General features: G+C 45.7%; 16 protein-coding genes, 1 tRNA gene and 1 rRNA gene. 7 read left to right on the top strand and 11 right to left on the bottom strand.

The genetic code is table 11. The features are described from left to right. Nucleotides 1-153 (bottom strand): 16S ribosomal RNA (locus BUA83_RS08965); the annotation flags it as partial. Between the two features lie 279 nt (nt 154-432). After that, on the bottom strand, nt 433-663 hold the full coding sequence (locus BUA83_RS08960; RefSeq protein WP_072935887.1) for a hypothetical protein: 231 nt from the start codon (nt 661-663) through the stop codon (nt 433-435). A 178-nt stretch (nt 664-841) separates the two neighbouring features. Here BUA83_RS08960 and BUA83_RS08955 point away from each other — a divergent pair, with 178 nt between their 5' ends. Then, nucleotides 842-2,539 carry a methyl-accepting chemotaxis protein gene (locus tag BUA83_RS08955; RefSeq protein ID WP_072935886.1) on the top strand — a complete coding sequence of 566 codons (1,698 nt, stop codon included), beginning with the start codon at nt 842-844 and terminating at the stop codon, nt 2,537-2,539. 14 nt (nt 2,540-2,553) lie between these two features. Further along, nucleotides 2,554-3,591, top strand: a complete 1,038-nt coding sequence (locus tag BUA83_RS08950) for a substrate-binding domain-containing protein (protein ID WP_072935885.1) — start codon at nt 2,554-2,556, stop codon at nt 3,589-3,591. 75 nt (nt 3,592-3,666) lie between these two features. Here the strand turns inward: BUA83_RS08950 and BUA83_RS08945 are convergent, their stop codons facing one another. Together BUA83_RS08945 and BUA83_RS08940 are read right to left on the bottom strand one after the other, a co-directional pair. Then, the gene (locus BUA83_RS08945; protein ID WP_200796041.1) at nt 3,667-4,314 is read right to left on the bottom strand and encodes a class I SAM-dependent methyltransferase; all 648 of its coding nucleotides are present in this window, start codon (nt 4,312-4,314) and stop codon (nt 3,667-3,669) included. 94 nt (nt 4,315-4,408) lie between these two features. Next, nucleotides 4,409-6,289, bottom strand: a complete 1,881-nt coding sequence (locus tag BUA83_RS08940) for a DUF2075 domain-containing protein (RefSeq protein ID WP_072935884.1) — start codon at nt 6,287-6,289, stop codon at nt 4,409-4,411. A 286-nt stretch (nt 6,290-6,575) separates the two neighbouring features. On the opposite strand from BUA83_RS08940, the gene BUA83_RS08935 reads away from it, so the two are divergent. Then, a complete protein-coding gene (locus tag BUA83_RS08935) occupies nt 6,576-6,950 on the top strand; it encodes a rhodanese-like domain-containing protein (RefSeq protein WP_072935883.1) in 375 nt (124 codons plus the stop codon). Between the two features lie 70 nt (nt 6,951-7,020). On the opposite strand, the gene BUA83_RS08930 is transcribed toward BUA83_RS08935, so the two are convergent. The 5 genes from BUA83_RS08930 to BUA83_RS08910 all read right to left on the bottom strand — a co-directional run bounded on the left by BUA83_RS08930 (nt 7,021) and on the right by BUA83_RS08910 (nt 10,983). After that, a complete protein-coding gene (locus BUA83_RS08930; protein WP_072935882.1) occupies nt 7,021-7,332 on the bottom strand; it encodes a helix-turn-helix domain-containing protein in 312 nt (103 codons plus the stop codon). A 243-nt stretch (nt 7,333-7,575) separates the two neighbouring features. Next, nucleotides 7,576-7,664: transfer RNA gene (locus BUA83_RS08925), tRNA-Ser, on the bottom strand. Nucleotides 7,665-8,152: 488 nt separating this feature from the next. After that, nucleotides 8,153-9,085, bottom strand: coding sequence for an ABC transporter permease (locus BUA83_RS08920; protein ID WP_094756571.1), 933 nt, complete (start codon nt 9,083-9,085; stop codon nt 8,153-8,155). Continuing rightward, entirely contained in the window at nt 9,082-9,888 is an 807-nt protein-coding gene (locus tag BUA83_RS08915) for an ABC transporter ATP-binding protein (RefSeq protein WP_200796039.1), read from the bottom strand. Before BUA83_RS08915 ends, BUA83_RS08920 begins: the two co-directional genes overlap by 4 nt. Before the next feature lie 18 nt (nt 9,889-9,906). After that, the gene (locus BUA83_RS08910; RefSeq protein ID WP_072935881.1) at nt 9,907-10,983 is read right to left on the bottom strand and encodes an ABC transporter substrate-binding protein; all 1,077 of its coding nucleotides are present in this window, start codon (nt 10,981-10,983) and stop codon (nt 9,907-9,909) included. A 359-nt stretch (nt 10,984-11,342) separates the two neighbouring features. Between BUA83_RS08910 and BUA83_RS08905 the strand changes: the two genes are divergently transcribed. The 4 genes from BUA83_RS08905 to BUA83_RS08890 are packed head-to-tail and all read left to right on the top strand — an operon-like array spanning nt 11,343 to nt 16,039. Further along, nucleotides 11,343-13,448: an AAA family ATPase gene (locus BUA83_RS08905; protein WP_072935880.1), complete on the top strand. Its 2,106-nt coding sequence runs from the start codon at nt 11,343-11,345 to the stop codon at nt 13,446-13,448. Beyond that, nucleotides 13,445-14,494 (top strand): 5-methylcytosine-specific restriction endonuclease system specificity protein McrC, encoded by a 1,050-nt coding sequence (gene mcrC / locus BUA83_RS08900; RefSeq protein WP_072935879.1) that lies wholly within the window; start codon nt 13,445-13,447, stop codon nt 14,492-14,494. The genes BUA83_RS08905 and mcrC overlap by 4 nt, the downstream gene beginning before the upstream one ends. Nucleotides 14,495-14,508: 14 nt before the next feature. Further along, nucleotides 14,509-15,633, top strand: coding sequence for a coiled-coil domain-containing protein (locus tag BUA83_RS08895; protein WP_094756570.1), 1,125 nt, complete (start codon nt 14,509-14,511; stop codon nt 15,631-15,633). Between the two features lie 7 nt (nt 15,634-15,640). After that, entirely contained in the window at nt 15,641-16,039 is a 399-nt protein-coding gene (locus tag BUA83_RS08890) for an HIRAN domain-containing protein (protein ID WP_072935878.1), read from the top strand. A 161-nt stretch (nt 16,040-16,200) separates the two neighbouring features. On the opposite strand, the gene BUA83_RS08885 is transcribed toward BUA83_RS08890, so the two are convergent. After that, nucleotides 16,201-16,848: a CBS domain-containing protein gene (locus BUA83_RS08885; protein WP_072935877.1), complete on the bottom strand. Its 648-nt coding sequence runs from the start codon at nt 16,846-16,848 to the stop codon at nt 16,201-16,203. Between the two features lie 83 nt (nt 16,849-16,931). After that, nucleotides 16,932-17,636, bottom strand: a complete 705-nt coding sequence (locus tag BUA83_RS08880; protein WP_072935909.1) for an ABC transporter ATP-binding protein — start codon at nt 17,634-17,636, stop codon at nt 16,932-16,934. Nucleotides 17,637-17,641: the final 5 nt, after the last annotated feature.

Here is a 17,641-nt window from a genome sequence, read left to right as displayed (position 1 = left end):
TTGTCCCCATCCTGAGGGCAGGTTGCCTACGCGTTACTCACCCGTTTGCCACTAGGCTCATCAAAAGCAAGCTTTTAAATCGCCCCGTTCGACTTGCATGTGTTAAGCACGCCGCCAGCGTTCGTCCTGAGCCAGGATCAAACTCTCCAATATACTTATTGAAGAACCTGTTTGGCTCTTTTTAATCTTTTGAGTCTAAAGCTTTCGCTTTTCTCTTTAGAAATTGTTGGTTCATGAAGCATTGCTTCATGCCCGACATCTGGCTTGAATCAATAGATGATTCATTTCTGCATTGTTTAGTTTTCAAGGAACACCTTGCGCTTCATCGGAGCCGTGCTCACGAGTCAGCTTGTATATAATATCAAGTTTGATTATAAAAGTCAACACCCGTGCGAAACTTTTTTCGCACGGGTGCGTTCTCATGTCATTTTCTTACCAGCAGCCGCGTCCACCACGTCCGCCATAGCCGCCGCGGCATCCTCCGCGATATCCGCGTTCGCCCTCATCTTCGCTCCAGCGTCCGGGATTCCCCCAGCAGCCGTTGCCCTGCTGCTCATAGCAGTAAGGTGCATTGCTCTCATTTGTTTCCGCAGCAGCTGCTTCAGTCGGCGCTGCCACCGTGAGCATAAAACCTGCCGCCATTACCATCAATAATTTTTTCATGATTTTCTCCTCCTCAAATTTTGTTTTGGATTTCTTTGTTGTCTGTATTATGGCATCTGTATGTGTCAATTTTGTGTCACAAAAAAATAAAAAAATTTTACATTATATTTTTAATATTTGCACAAAAGCAGTATAATTAGAATGAAACTATTTATACACGAAGAGGGGGGCTTTTATTTTGGATTCATTATCTATAAGGCAAAAGCTTTTTCTTGTATTCGGAGTGCTGATTGCGATTTTTATCGCGAACGGAGCGTATACAGGCTACAGCCTGAACAGCATCAACAGCGGCGCGCTCCGCATTGCAACCGAACATCTTTCAACGGTTCTGACCGGTGAGGAAAGCAGCCGCACGCTTTCCGATTACCGTCAGGGAGAGTACGCAGTCGTTACTGCCGTTACACTCCCAAGCCGAATTCAGGCTGCTCAGGAAACAAAAAAACGTGCTGACCAGCTTGACATCGCTTTTGACAGTCTTGAACCGGCTGTCGCTCCGGAGGTAAAGGAAGATTTCACGCAGATGCGTCAGGCCTGGGATTCCTACAAGCAGAATTCCAACCGCCTTATCCTTCTCGCCAAGAACAATCAGCAGCAGGAAGCGCTGAAGCTTTTGGAGCGTTCAAATTCGCAGTTTGCCAACATTTCCAACCGTCTGGCACGGGTTGTTGACAGCAGCAAGGATTTCATCCATAAGGAAAGCGCCGATGCTTCCGCAAAATACGAGGCAACAAAGTGGATGCTGATAGGCTGCATTGTCGTTGTTGTCCTTTTGTCCGCGTTCATGGCCTTCTATCTCAGCTCAAGCATCATGCGTTCCATCCGTTATCTTATGGAAATATCCGAGCAGGTTGCTGCCGGCAATCTTACAGTGAAAGCAGAAGCGCAGACAGATGATGAGCTTGGACAGCTGACGCAGGCGTACGGAAATACGATTCACAACCTTCGTTCTCTCATTCAGCACATTCAGCAGACGGCTGATGATGTATCAAACTTTGCTGATCAGTTGACAGAGAACGCCAATCAGTCCGCACAGGCTACACAGCTCGTTGCCAATTCCATAACAAACGTGGCCGGCAACACCAGCCAGCAGGGCGAAGCAGTTGACCGTTCTCTCTCGGACATCAAGAACATGACTGAAAGCCTGCACGGCTTTGAAGACAAGGCGGATGCCTCTGCAGGTGCCGCACGCAGCGTTTCGCAGCTTGCCTCCGCAGGAAAGGCCTCCATTGACGGTGCCGTTTCGCAGATGTCTGAGATTTCTGCATCGGTTAATGATTCCGCCCGTGTAATACAAAAACTGGCTGAGCGTTCCTCCGAAATCGGACAGATCAGCACGACCATTTCCGGCATTGCAGAGCAGACGAATCTTCTTTCACTCAACGCCGCCATCGAAGCCGCACGCGCAGGTGACGCAGGACGCGGTTTTGCCGTCGTTGCAGAGGAAGTCAGAAAACTGGCAAAGGATTCCGATACTGCGGCCCAGCAGATTGCATTAATTATTGAAGAAACTCAGAAGGATACCGCCCAGGCTGTTGAAAGAATGACCAAGGGCACGCAGGATGTTGAAAGCGGCCGCAAGGTTATCGCCGAAGCCGGACGTTCCTTTGACTCCATAGTCGATGCCGTATCCTCCCTCACAGACCACGCCGATGCGATTCTCACAGAGGCACGGGATTCCTCCGCGAAAGCAGAGGCCCTTGTCGAGGTCATGGACAGCATAAACAAATCAGGCCGTGACGTTGCCGCCGAAACTGAATCGGTATCTGCAGCGACTGAAGAACAATCCGCTTCCATGGACGAGGTCGCACATGCCAGCCAGAAGCTCGCGGACCTTTCCAGAGAGCTCACAGACTCTACGAAAAAATTCAAAATCTGAGGGGGCGCGCGCATATGATTTCATATAATAAAAAGAAGCTTTTTCCGCTGCTCTGCCTGATACTGGTTGCATGCTTTGCGGTAATTTCAGCCGGCTGCGGCTCTTCATCAAACAGCGGAGGAAAAAAAGTTGCAGTATCCTTTGCTAACTCTTCCGCAAGCTGGCAGAAAAACGGCCAGACCATAAAAACCTCACTTGAAAAAGAAGGCTATGCAGTTGACCTTCAGTTTGCCGACTCTGCCGCACAGCAGAACGAGCAGCTCAAGGCACAGATTGCCTCAAACCCGAACTGCATTGTAATCGGTGCAGTGGACAGTGAAAAGCTCGGTGACGTGCTTGCCGAAGCAAAAGCAAAAAAGATTCCGGTCATCGCTTTTGACCGTCTCATCATGAACACGGATGCAGTATCGTACTACGCATCCTTTGACAGCCGTTTTGTCGGCGAAGCAATGGGCGAATACCTTGAGGCCGTCATGAACCTCAAAAGCGGCGCAGGACCTTTCCGCATAGAGCTTTTCGCAGGAGATCCGTCAGACAACAATGCCCACCTCTTTTTCTCAGGCGCGATGGATATCCTGAAGCCTTACATAGATAAAGGACAGCTCATTGTACCATCGGGTGAAACCACCTTTGATCAGGTAGCCACAAAAGACTGGAAACCCGAAACCGCAGGCGCACGCATGCAAAAACTCCTCGCAGGCCCTGACAGCGGTGCCCCGATTGATGTAATTCTCGCACCGAATGACGGAGTCGCAGGAGGTATCCGCGACGTACTGAAAGCAGCAGGCTACACAGCAATGCCGCGCATGTCGGGACAGGATGCAGAGCCGAAAGCACTGGAAGCGGTAAAGAACGGTGAACAGACCTTTACCATCTACAAATCCCCTGATTTGCTCGTCGCAAAAACAGTACGCATGATAAAAGCCGTTGTTGACGGCACACAGCCGGATATCAACGACACGAAAACCTACAATAACGGTGTTATCACAGTACCGTCCTACCTCTGCACCCCGCTCATCATCGACCAGGGTAATCTTTCAGAGGTAAAATAACTTCCTATAGTAATGTTAAAAGCTGCCGCAGGCAATCAACCTTGCGGCAGCTTTTTTACTCCTATTGAGCCAAAATCACTTCTTTGCGCACACGCACAGCCAGCGTCCCTTTTCTCCCATCACAGACCTGCTGTCAGAAAAAACGTCCTTAAACCCTGCATTTTCAAGTTCACATACCAGCTCATCCCGTGACTTTAGCTTCATACCATCAATGAGCTTCGGCCACGTCTCATCCCCGGGACATGAACCGTCTGCCTCACACACAATCAAAAATCTTCCTCCCGGTTTCAAAATCCTTCGAACACCCGCAAAAGAATTTTCCGGCCAAAAGTATACAGTCTCAAATGCAGTCGCTGCATCAAAGGAATCATCAGAAAAAGGCAGCTCCGCAACATCTCCCTCCAGAATACTGCATCGTCCCTCGCCTATGGCAGTGGCATTTTTCTTTTTGGATGCCTCAACACTGACAGGAGAATAATCAAATCCCGTCACGTGCCCCGCAGGACACGCCTCAAGCATAGCAGAGACATTGCTCCCGCCGCCGCATCCCAGGTCAATGACATCAGCATCAGGTGCCAGTTCAAGATGCGCCAGCCCCCACTTTGACAGAGGCGTATGCGCCGAATTCATCATTCTGACAACCAGCTTTCCTATCCTGCCCTCAGGCTTCGCACAATTTTGTAAAACACCGTGTGCCATATTTTGGAATATATTTCTTTTCACGTTAGCATCTCCATATTGATAATCGTTATCAATATGGAGATGAATTCATTTTCATTGTCAAGACTGTTCAAAAACCATTTACCGCCAATTATCCTTATTTCCAAGCCGATCCCAAACGGGATTTTATATATTCACGAAGGCCTGGATTTGTACAGTAAACATAGCATCCCTTCATTCCCCGTGTCATGAGTGTACGATATGTATTTTTGATAATCTCATCAGCCCTTGCCAACGCAAGTTCATGATTTTCTTTATCCATCTTTTTCAGGCCTTTTATTGACTGATCCGTTCTTGCTCTTTTTGTATAATCCGTAACAATCTTACCATTCTCGTATCGCAAATCATCCCCGATAATTACTCCTACATAATCAAACTCCAACCCTTGTGTCGTATGAATACATCCGGCTTCATTTACCGAGGTCTCGCTGAGCGCGAAAACCTGTCCGTCATCCAGATTCCAGCTTATCTCAAAATCACCGATCTTTATATCATGCGCATTTGTATCGCCTCTTCCATCTTTAGGCCAGTCCCAACAATATCCTGCCAGAATCCTCGCTCTGTTGGCTTCTCTGTTTTTCTCAACTATCAGCTGCCGAACCTCTTCAGGATTATCAACTAATCTGAAATCATAAGCAATACCATCAAGATTTAAATTTGCTGTTTCACGAATCTCTAAAAGATTATCCAACCACGCAAGATACCCGTCGGAACCATTGCACCTAAACTGTGAAACAAGCTCCATTTCAGTTATCTCCGAACCTTCATATTCTGCCCATTTCTTTATTTCATTCACCGAGCCGATATCCGCCATAGTCACTCTCTGACTCTCATCTATAAAAAATACAGAGCAGACAGCCGCATGGATAATTTCTTTTATCTGATTTTCATTCCCGGTCTTCTTCGTATATTGACTTCTTTCCTCAAGTCTGTGTGCTTCATCTGCGATAAGCGTATTAATCTTGTTTCTTTCCACGTCCACATACACAGCCGACCCTTTGAAAAGATTAACTACGCCAGAGCGTTTATTATCTCCCTTCAGCTTCTGCAGATACACCTGCCGAGGTGCTTGATTTTTTGATACATATTGCACAAATTGATTTCTTTGCGTAAGTTCCGCCAACAGCTGCACAGCGATTACGCTTTTCCCCGTTCCTGGTCCACCCTTACAAATAACCGTTCTTTTCTTATTATCTTTTTGACATTTTAAGGACAGCTTAAGTATTTCCTCGTAAACTACACGCTGCTCATCAATCATGGTAAACTCGCGATTACCATTCATCATTGATGCAATCGCGTTTTGCAGACTTTTAGACGGTCTGATTTCTCCATGATCCAAAAGATAAAGAACCTTTTTATTATCCCCTTTCCTTACAAATTTTTTAATAAGTTCAACCAAAGCAGGAACCTGTCCTTTTGTAAAAGCGGGTGCAACAGATGTATATGTATCATATTGCGCATCATCGATAGGGTCATTATCTTTACGGACATAGTTATGGAGGAATGCACACGGAATAAGCTGAATATCCGATTCGTCAACGGCAGAATTATAATCTGCTATCAGCTGTGAGTAAGTCCATACCTGATATGATGGATGAACTACTTTCCTTATTCCATTTCCCGTATATGTCTCAACCAAAGCATCTGTATTTTCTACTTTGTTCAGTTCTTCCCATTGTTTCAATTCTATTATTACCATTCCCGGATTATCTTTATCATCATAACCGGAAATCATAAAGTCGACACGTTTTGCAGTCTGAGGAATATTATACTCTATGGCTATTCCGGCATCTTCCGGTATTGCAGGGTCACTTACGACCTTATACATGTACTGCATGGAATTATCCCATGACCTAAACTCGTTCTCTACTGTGTGTTTGTGCATTTTTTCTAAAACGCATTTTTCTATCTCAGATGCAATAGTATCATTAAGTACACTATCCAAAAATTCACGTTTCACTCCTTCGTAGACAATCACACTGCACCCCTCCATTCCTGTCAGCTGCAAAGGCCGTATATTTATCCCCCTGCATAAATCCGTTTCTCATTTATTACCAGTATAGCATGTATTTCCGGGAAAAATCGCTTGATTATAATTTATTTTATAAATATATCTCCTATTTTCCATTACATCACCATTCATCAGAAAGCGCAGAGGCCATCAAAATTTCTAACTCAATCTTATGAAGACAGTGCATTGAAAAAAATGTAAAATTTAAATAGCATCATTCGCGAAAACCGGTACAGAAACGGAGGAAATACTCATGAAACATATTATGTTATTGGCAATATTAGGTGCGGCATTACTTCTTACAGGATGTATTGGAGGACAGGTGAAAGCCGCTTACCGCCGTGTTTCTGCCGAAGAGGCGCAGCAGATTATGAAAAAAGAGTCAGGCTACCGGATTGTCGATGTAAGGACTCCTGAAGAATACGCTTCAGGTCACATCCCAAATGCAATATGCATTCCGAACGAGAGCATAGGCAAACAGCCCCCGACAGAGCTTTCCGACAAGAAGCAGCTGCTTTTCATCTACTGTCGTTCGGGCCGCCGCAGCAAAGAGGCCGCCAACAAACTCGTTGAACTCGGATATGAAAATGTCGTTGATTTCGGCGGGATTATTGACTGGCATGGGTAAATAATCAAGTAAGCAAGATAAAAAAGGCTCCGCGAAAAAATCGCGGAGCCTTGATTTCAATTGAACTCAATTAAGAATAAATTGGCGAAATGGCTTTTCTTGCTAATAATTCCAACAGCCTACTGGAGGGTCCATTAGGCTTATTCTTGCCAGACTCCCATGCTTCAACTGTCTTTTTGCTAACGCACAAAAATTTTGCCATTAGGTTTTGAGTCAAATTGTTTTGAAGGCGAATAGCTTTTATCTCACTTGGAGTAAAGGTCTTTACTTCATCAACTTCTATTATGAGCACAGTCTGTTTGAGGTTAGCACCATTTGTTTTTTCCACATCATCAATAATCTCATTCAAAGAAGCTGAAATCATATCGTATGCTTTGCTCATGTTCACACATCCTTTCTGTTGTACACAGTTTCAAGCTTATCTATTAAAACCTTGATGTTATTTTTTTCAGCAGCAGATAGATTTTCTCTCCGCTTATATTTTACCCTATTCAATAGGGTAAGTCGAAACAATTTATCAGTTGTTGGAACAGAGTAGTAACAAAATAGTAACAAATTGAATTTTTTTACTCAAAAAACGACACAAAAAAGGCTCCGCGAAAAACTCGCGGAGCCTTGATTTCAGTGGCGGAGAGGGTGGGATTCGAACCCACGGTGGCTCATCACCACACTTGATTTCGAGTCAAGCACCTTCGACCACTCGGACACCTCTCCATTGGAACGATGTGACACACGTCTGCTGTCACGCATTCTATGGTATCATTTTTATCCAAGCCCGTCAAGGTCTGTCCCTGCCGCGCACGGGTGCTCAGGCGTGTACACGCGCCTTGTCCGACACGCAGACCGCGCATCCAACTCAAAAAAGAAAGGGGCTGTAAAAAAAGCAACAAGAACGCCTTCTCCTTTAGGGGTGTCGATATGCCTGTGGCATATCGGCTTGGGCCCGCAGGGCTCGGATGATGCGCAGGGAGCAGCAATCACGCTTGGCTGATTGCTTGCTCATCGCTTATGCAAAGCTGTGCTCCCCAAAGTGCCTACTATGTACATAAATAGCGGCTATCCTTGGTGTACCTCATCCACCACTACGTGGTCCCCCTTCCCCAATGGGGAAGGCAAGAAATGCTTTTTTCACAGCTCTCTTTACAGGGACGCACAGAATAAGTCATATCCCGGGGCTTATTCCGTGCTTTTCCCAGAGGGGCTTAGTGCCAGCGGACGACTTTGCGCTCAAGCTCGGCGATCCCATAGTTCAAAACCGAAACCACGATACCGATTATGATAATACCTGAGATAACACGTGTGTAATCCGCAAAGTCCGCATAGTATCTGACGAAATAGCCCAGGCCCGACGTAGCGCCGATCATCTCGGCTGCCGTCAGAACCATGAAGGCGTTCGCCACAGAAATCGGCAGTGTCTTCATGATATTTGGCAGGCAGTACGGCCACAGTACATGAAAGAACATCGCAGGCGCGGAAAGATTCATCGTCTTTGCCGAGTCCAAAAGCTTTTTGTCGATGCCCGAAACGCTGAGTGCCGTCTGAATGTAAATCTGCCAAAAGATACTGCTGAAGATAACGAAAATGGATGCAATCTCGAAGGTCGGCAGCACCGCCACCGCATACGGCGTATAGATAATCGGCGGTATCGGGCTGATGACCTTAGCGAGAGGCAGCAGCGAATCACGAAGACGCGCCACACTGCCTGTGAGAATACCCAGCAGAACCCCCAGCACCAGTGCCAGCGTGAAGCCTACGCCCAACAGGTACATGGATGAACGGATTCCGTCGAGAATCTTGTGCCAGTCCGATGCAAAAATGGCAAATACCTTTGCAGGAGAAGGATAGAGCAGGAGATTGACACTGTCAGCCTTCGTCGTACCGAACTCCCACGCGATAAAGAGAAGATAGAGAATCGTCATTATATCGGTCAAAGCTCTGGATTTTCTGTTGATGAGAAGCGCTGCCTCGCTTATCCCCAGCACTGCCAGAAATGCGCCATGGGGAGTTGAATCATCCGCTCCCGGCGTAAAAATGAGCGCCAAAAGCACCGCAAAGAGTACATGGGGAATGAACCACTGTACCGCAGGCCACGAGAACGAAAACCGTTTCTTTTCCTCTAAAGCTGCCGTTGTCATAGTACGACCTCCTCTCCACCGATTTTTTCCTGAATGCCGCTGAAAAAGCAGCTCAATAATGACTGACGAAGATTTATGTAGTCACGGGACTGGAAGATTTCCTCACGCTTTCTCGGGCGTGAAAAGGGAACCTCAAATTCCTCAAGAATACGCTTCTTGTCCATGAACAGGATACGGTCCGAAAGCAGAATCGCCTCATCCACGTCATGAGTGACAAACACGATAGTCTTCTTTTCCTTTTCCTTGCCCAAAACCTCCAAAAGAAGGTCCTGCAGGAGAATCCTGTTCCGTGCGTCGATAGCACCGAAGGGCTCGTCAAGAAGCAGTATCTCAGGCTGCATAGCAAGCGTTCTTGCTATCGCGGTTCTTTGCTGCATACCGCCCGAAAGCTGATAGGGATACTTCTTCCCAAAGCCCGCCAGCCCCACCTTTTCCAGATATTCTTTCGCAATATCCGCAGCTTCCTTGTCCGTCGTTTCGGGGAAAGCCTGCTTGATACCGAAGGCGATATTTTCATCAGCCCTCATCCACGGGAACAGCGAATAATGCTGGAAGACAACGCCCCTGTTTCTGCCTGTTCCATGACTTACCTTTCCATCAATCAAATACTGTCCTTCCGTTGGTTCTCTTAGGCCGGCCAGTATGCTGAGAGTCGAGCTTTTGCCGCATCCGGACGAGCCTATGATACTGACAAACTCTCCCTGCTCCACCGAAAAATTCATTTGATTCAACGCGTTGTATACTGTGCCGTCGTCATCATATGTCAGCGACACATTGGAAAACTCTATTTTCTTCATTTCCATGCCGCCTCCTCTGCTGTCTTATGACCAAGCGCCGTTGTTTTTCTCGTAATCCGCTCTGAATTTGAGCCACGTCGGGTCGTTCGGTTCTTCCTTCAGAAGAGACTCCAATGCCTCACGATAGAGGGAGACATCAATTTGCTTCTTGATATCAATCTTGCCCTCGATATAGCCGACACGCTTCATGCTGTCATAAAATTCCTCTACGCGTTTGCCCGTCGGGTCCGGTTCGAGCTTCAGATGCTCATCCTCAAAGAGCTGGCTTCTGAGAACCTTTTCGTCTACCTCAATGGATTTGTTGATAAGAGCAAGTGCTTCATCCTGATGCGTGTGGAGATAGCGGTAAGCCTTGAGCTGTGCGCGCATGAAATGTACCAGATCGCTGCGGCGTGTCTTAAGAGTCTCAGGACGCGTCAGAACACGGCAGCAGATGAAATTCGGAGAAACCTTGTCCACATGAAGCGCGGAAACAAGACCTGCCTGATGTGCCGTGTCACGGAGATTTGCCTGCACATTTCCTGCATCCAGCTCACCCTTTTTGATAGCCTCAATAATTGCCGGCTCGTTTCCAAGCTCTACATACTCAATCGTAGAGAGGTCAATGCCCATACGGGAAAGTGCTCCGCGGAGAGCAATATCGCCTGATGCCGTGCGGACAACGCCGATTTTCTTGCCCTTAACCGTCTCAGCCGTGATGTTCTCCCACTCCTTGGCACGCTCAGGGAGCGTTACGATATCTGCGCCCTCACCCATCTGACCGCCGATAACAACGAAGTCAGCACCGTTTTCCATCATGCGGAGAGGAGCAGTAGAACCGACACCGCCTGTCGTCACATGCACCTTGTTGGAGCTGAGTGCGCTCAGAATATCCGCATAAGCTACATTCATAACATGAAGATTTACCTTGATATTTTCTTCCTTATTAAATCCACCATTCTCTGCCAGCACAGTCAGCGCACTGCTGACACGGTTCGTATTGATCTGAACCTCCAGCGGCTCACCTGCTCCGTCCTTGCTTGCCGACTTCGTTCCACCGCAGCCTGCAGCAAGAATAAGCCCCAGAATCACACTCACAACTGCCAAAAATTTCTTTCCCATGTTTTTTCCCCCTCTGTTCTCTCTTAAACAAAAAAGCCTGCCAAGGAGTGCAGCGCAAATGAGCACACGTCTCCCTGACAGGCTTCTGTTGTTCAGATGACCTGTATTTTCAGCCAATCACGTCATAAACCCGGCTTCCGTTTTTCAGATAACCGTTAAAACATATCGTTTATGTATGATTAACTTTTCTATATCATATCGGATTAGTATGAGATTGTCAAGCAGTTGGAGAAAAATTTTTCGGCGGGGCTAAAACTTCTTTAATATAACGGCAGGAAACGTCGAATTGGTGGAGAATTATGTATGGAGCGAAAGTTTCTTATCATCCCAACCACAGACCACAAGGAGGTCGCTGATATATGGAATCAAGCACATATACATGGATTGCATTTTATGAAGAATTTGCCTCAAAACTACTCTCGTTCAAAGGCAACCGAACAAGTGTCATAGAAAAAATTCGTAAGGTCTATACATCAGCTAAACTATCTTTGCCAACACTAGAAAATGGCAATAACATATCTGACATCGACCCGTTTACGATTTTCGGTCTGTTCAACAAAGGTATCAGTGATTCCAACCGCATAAAACTTGCGCAAAACATAAAAGCAGAATTCAGCCTTAATTCAACGGTTCCTTCAGACTTTACGGGAATTCCTGTCCTTAATAATATGTCAGCAACTTTTTACGGATTTGGCAGCGACAGGCAGGAACATGATATAGACAACCTATGGCGTGTGTTTGAAGCAGCGCTAAACCTGGCCGCCTCAGATAATGATGAAAATCGAAATCTGTTTATCAATGCGTTCGATGTTGTACGCCATCAGTATAGAATAAAATGGAATCTTACTTTTGGACTGTATTGGATTCGACCTTATGCATTCATTAGCCTTGATTCCAAGAATCGTGATTTCCTTAGAGCCAAAGCAAACGGGTTCCCCGAAGCACTCACTTCATTAAATAGCGGCAATCTGCCAGACGCCACTTCATATCTAGCTATGCGTGACGCCCTGCTAGATGTTTTCGCCAAAGAAGGAAGTCCTTATAAAAGCTTCCCTGAATTTTCTTATGCCGCATGGAAAACCCCTCAACCACATTCGCCTAGCACCGATAATAATGAAAGATCCCCTCACTATTGGATTTATGCTCCGGGACGTGATGCAGAGAAATGGGAAGAATTTTATGCTTCTGGCATTATGGGGCTTGGCTGGGACGAAGTTGGAGACCTTTCTTCGTTTCCTTCGAAAAAAGCGATCAATGAAAAAATGCAAGAGGTATATGGAGAAGGAACCAGTTATAAAAACTCCGCTCATATGACTTGGTTGTTTTCTCATGAAATGAAGCCAGGTGACATTGTCTTCGTAAAAAAGGGGCGTATGGGGACTATTTTAGGTCGTGGCATTATTCAATCCAATTATACATTCGACGCTACACGAAATTCGTACAAAAATATACTTCGCGTGAAATGGACACACAAGGGTGACTGGACAATTCCAGATACGATGTTTCCAATGAAAACATTAACAGACATCACTCCCTATAATGACTTAGTGACGAAAATACGCGAACTATTCGAAGAAGATGACACCGGCGACAGTATTACTATCTATCCGCCCTACACAAAAGAAGATTTTCTTCACGAAGTCTACATGAATAAATCACAATACGCCTCTCTCACTGCTCTGCTTAAAAAGAAAAAGAACATCATACTACAGGGCGCGCCAGGAGTCGGAAAGACTTTCATTGCGAAAAAACTTGCTTACTCCATCATGGGTGAAAAAGATACAGAACGAGTCATGCTGGTACAGTTCCACCAAAGCTATTCCTACGAAGATTTCATAATGGGCTATCGCCCCACAGAAAAGGGCTTCGATATTCATAAAGGCGCATTTTATGATTTTTGCAAGAAAGCCACCGATGATAACGAAAACGATTACTACTGCATTATAGACGAAATAAACCGAGGCAATCTTAATAAGATTTTCGGTGAACTTTTCATGCTTTTGGAAGCAGATAAGCGCGGCGAAGAGGTTCAGCTTCTCTATAAGGATGAAAATTTTTCCGTTCCGCCAAACCTCTACCTGATTGGTACTATGAACACGGCGGACCGCAGTCTTGCTATGCTCGATTATGCACTTCGCCGCCGTTTTTCTTTCTTTGAAATACTTCCCGGGTTTGATACCGACGGATTCCAATCGTATCAAAAGGAACTTTCCAGTGAAAAATTCGACAATGTGATACGATGCATTAAGAATCTGAACGATACAATTGCGAAAGACGAAACCCTTGGGGAAGGTTTTTGCATTGGTCACAGCTATTTCTGCGGATTGACACCAGAGGAATTGAATGATGAAGCCCTTTCTTCCATTGTAGAATACGATATTATTCCGCTCCTAAAAGAATATTGGTTTGACGAACCTGCCAAAGTAAGAGAATGGAGTGAACGCCTGAGGAGAGCCTTACAATGATCCCCGTCAAGAATATTTACTACATGCTGTCCTACGCATTTAGCATTTTACGTGCAGACAGTTATAAAAAGGTAAAAACCGAGGCGTTCGAAAATGCAGCAGAGCTTTTTGCGGCTATACTCATCAACGGTATTACCATTCAAGTAAAACGCGGACTCGGACGAGAATATGTCGAAGCGACAGAAAGTCTTTCGATGCCAAAGGGCAAACTGGATATTGCGGAGTCAATACGAAAGCAGACATATCTCAAAAAAAGACTTGTCTGTTCCTATGATGATTTTTCGCCCGACACCCGTATGAACCGAATCCTTAAATCGTCGGCAATCCTTCTCATTCATTCTGATATATCGAAACCACGCAGGAAAACCCTACGACATTTAATGAACTACTTCGGCGACGTAAGGGAAATAGACCTGCGGACAGTCGATTGGAGTTTTCGCTACCACAGAAACAATCAATCATATCAGATGCTCATGGCTATTTGTTTTCTTTTGTGCAGAGGACTTTTGCAGACGAAATCTCACGGAAGTACAAAGCTGATGGATTTTATTGATGAGCAGCATAAATCACGCCTCTATGAAAAATTCCTGCTGGCTTACTACCGACGTCATTTCCCACAGCTTTCTCCACAGCCATTGCAGATTCCATGGCAGCTTAACGAGGAAAGCAAGGATGCACTGCTCCCTATTATGCAGACAGATATTACCCTCTCGCATAACAACAAGCTGCTCATCATTGATGCGAAATATTATAGCCACGCCCTGCAGTCACAATACGACAAGCAAACTATACGCTCGGCACATCTTTATCAAATTTTCACTTATGTAAAGAATGCCGCTGTGCTGAAAGGAACAGCGCATGAGGTAGCTGGTCTTCTGCTATACGCAAAGACAGACGATGAGCTTACACCAAATTCCACATATTCCATGAGTGGAAATCGAATCAGCGTGGAATCACTCGATCTTAACCAAGACTTTGCACATATCAGCAACCACTTGAACCGAATCGCGAAGGAATTTTTTGGCTTAGAGCCGGCTCTCCCTTAAATCAGAGGTGTATTATGAAGAAAACGCATTCAGGCAAAAAGAAATTGAATAACATTATCTTATCTTTATTAGACAAGATAGACCAGCTCCCAGATGGTACAGAAATTTCCATTTCAGGATTAGTCAATTCGATATACGGATTCATTGATTACAAAGATGATTTTTACAACTATAAAGATTTTTCTCTTTCTGAAAAAGAGTACTTTGAACTTACCCGCCTGCTACTAAAAAAAGCTAACCATTACGGAATACGGATATATTCCACAGAAGATGACGACATAGCTTGTGGAACAGGACTCCCCTTTCATTGTTCTTTTGTAATAAAACACTTACGTAAAAAAAATAATAACCTCCTAACTCTCCCAGAGCAGAATGAGCTAAAACATGAAGTTGAAAAGCTCCGCACGGAAATTTCAATGCTTGTTTTAGAGCGCGATGAACTTCGTTATGTTGAGTGCCGTAATCTCGAAACAGCCTATATGCTTGCCGTTGGTGCTTTAGAGCATAAAGCGTATGAAACACAATGCCACATGCTCCGCTTAAAACGAAAAATCGAAATGATTCAAGCCAAACGTAATCGACAAGAGAAAATTATCTTGTCTCAAATCGAGCAAGCACTTGACGAAGAATTTTCCGAATACCAAAAGAAGCTCAATGAGCAAATCGAAAAAATGAACCAAGCCATTGAACACAGTCATGGCAAGTTCTTGTCGGACGAGGAAACAAATGAGTTCAAAAAACTTTACCGTTCTATCGTTAAAATACTCCATCCCGACCTGCACCCAGACTTAAGCGATGCTCAAAAACGCCTCTTTCAAAATGCAGTTCAGGCATATCAAAACGGTGATCTGGAAACTCTGCGCCTCATCCACACCATGAGTGAGGACGAGAGTCCATCTGACGACAAAGCAGACACCTCAACCGCATTATACAGGCAAAAGGAGAGTCTGGAAAAAGCTTTGGCCGCCATAAAAAAGGAAATCACTGTAATCAAATCCGAATTCCCGTACACAATGAAGGCCTTTTTAGCCGACCAAAGGAAAATAGAGGAAAAAAAGCAGGAATTAAACGCTGTTATCCGACAGTATCAGGATATGATCGGATATTATCAGGAACGGCTTAGTAAATTAGTGAGGTGACAATACCATGGGTGAACTGACCACATCAGAAAACACGAATCTCGTCAGCCTGCTGCACGGCAAAGGCGGCGCACTTGATATGCCAATCCCGTTTGAAAGAGATATTTTTCTCTTCACCACGACAGTAGCAGGTACAAGCCATATAGAAGGTATTGACGAGTTGGAACCGCATCTTGCTGAAAATGATAAATTAGACTTTTTCCGCGAACCGGATAATCCTCATGACAAAAGCGCCATTGTAATCAAAAATGCCGACGGCATCAAAATCGGCTATGTTCCCCAGCATGACAATATCATCTTTTCAAGGCTCATGGATGCTGGGAAACTGCTTTTTGGACGAATTTCCTCAAAGAAATGGAAGGGCAAATGGCTAAAAATTACCATTGAAATTTACTTGCATGAGTAACGCGAAAAGCCCCTAATACCATACTTTTTACAGTATTAATACCATAGATTTTAAGTTTCCAATACCACACTTTTTGCAAAAAGAAAAACTCTGCCCGCTTGAGCAGAGTTTCTTCTTGTTTTTGCTGAATCACCGATTAAATAACTTTTCATTCCCCAGTTTCAGTGTCCGATATGGGATGCCTGGATTACGGTGTAGCCGTGTTCCGTAAGCTTTGTTGTCAGCCCGTCCACGTCCTCGAAGTTGCCGCGGATGATGATATCGTATTTGCCACCTGTCTTGGGGCAGGTAACAAAGCTGTCGATATTGTTGCCCGTTTCGGTAAAGATTGTGGCGATATCCTTTACGACGCCGATTTTGTCATCGACCTCCAGGGTGAGACGCACCTTTCCTTCTTCCAGGTCCATGATATCAACAAATGCGTCAAAGATATCTGTCTCCGTGATAACACCAACAATAGCGCCGTCGTTGCTGATAACGGGAAGTCCGCTGATGTGGTTGCGGCTCATGAGAAGGGCCGCTTCCTCGATAGGAGCTCCCTCGTTGACGGAGATAACGCTCTTTGCCATTATATCCTTGATTTTTATTTTTGCCAGCAGATCGTTGATTTCAAATTTTGAAAGCGTCGTGGCATCCGACGGCATGACTCTCATAAGGTCCTTGTCCGTTATGATTCCAACCAGCTTTCCGCTTTCTTCCACAGGAAGGCGGCGGATTTTATGTACCTTTAAAAGTGCCAGCGCGTCATCGATGGATGTTTCCGGTGTAACGTTGACAGGGTCCTTTGACATGCGATTACGTACGAACATGTAATATCCCTTCCTTCATGATGATTTGTATCATGGTGAAATATTCTATGAAAATAGTACCGCGCCGCGGCATAAAAAGCAACTCAGCCGCCAAGATATGCCTTTCGGACATCCTCGCTTGCCGCCAGCTCCTTCGCATCTCCCGAAAGGGTTATGCGTCCCGTTTCAAGGACATAGGCACGGTTTGCAATGGAAAGCGCCATGTTCGCGTTCTGCTCGACGAGAAGAACCGTAGTGCCTGCCTTGTTGATGTCTACAATGATGTTGAAAATCTCACGGATAAGAAGCGGAGCAAGTCCCATGGAGGGTTCGTCCAAAAGCAGCAGCTTCGGACGGCTCATGAGGGCACGTCCCATAGCCAGCATCTGCTGCTCGCCGCCTGAGAGTGTGCCTGCCTGCTGTTCCTTGCGCTCCGCAAGGCGTGGGAAGCGCTCGAAAACCATCTGATAGTCCTTTTCGATGCCTTCCTTGTCCGTGCGGATATAAGCGCCCAGCTCCAGGTTTTCCATGACGGTCATGTTGGCGAAGATACGGCGTCCCTCAGGCACCTGGGAGATACCTGCGCGGACGATATCCTGCGCGGGGAGTCCCGATATTGTTTCTCCGAGGAACTTTATTTCGCCCTCCTTCGGTGTCAAAAGCCCCGATACGGTACGGAGCGTCGTGGATTTTCCCGCGCCGTTGGCTCCGATAAGGGTTACAATCTCTCCTTCGTTTACGGTAAGGCTGATGCCCTTTATGGCATGGATTGCTCCGTAATATACGTTGATATCCTTTATATCCAGCATCGCTG

It is taken from the genome of Schwartzia succinivorans DSM 10502, assembly GCF_900129225.1.
In the GTDB taxonomy this organism is placed as follows: domain Bacteria; phylum Bacillota; class Negativicutes; order Selenomonadales; family Selenomonadaceae; genus Schwartzia; species Schwartzia succinivorans.
The sequence above is the reverse complement of the archived record's forward strand: the minus strand, read 5'-3'. Positions and strand labels throughout refer to the sequence as shown.